A 324-nucleotide genomic window follows, 5' to 3' on the forward strand; every position below is an offset into this window, starting at 1 on the left:
CCAGTTGATGCAGCACGGTGTCGATCGCCGGGACCGATCCGGTTTCGCGCAGCCAATTGTCGGCCAGCTCCCTCAACTCGCCCGGTGTCAGCCCGAATTTGCGGCGGAAGGCGCGGATGAAGGTCGAGTCGCTGCTGAAGCGCATGCCGACGGCGAGGTCGATCAGCCGCTTGTCCTGCGCAGATGGGGAGATCAGTTGCCGAAAGGCGAGATTGAGCCGCTGCTCCCGGACGTAATGCGCAAGTCCGCCATCGGCCTCGAACTGCCGATAAAGGGTCGCGCGCGAGATCCGGAAGTGGCGGCAGAGCTCGGCCGCGGTCAGCG

General features: G+C 65.4%; 1 protein-coding gene. It reads right to left on the reverse strand.

The features are described from left to right. Nucleotides 1-324 (reverse strand): helix-turn-helix transcriptional regulator (locus AABA86_RS33970; protein WP_338309845.1); only part of this gene is annotated, 324 nt, incomplete at both ends.

This window comes from Bradyrhizobium sp. TM233 (assembly GCF_036247965.1).
In the GTDB taxonomy this organism is placed as follows: domain Bacteria; phylum Pseudomonadota; class Alphaproteobacteria; order Rhizobiales; family Xanthobacteraceae; genus Bradyrhizobium; species Bradyrhizobium ottawaense.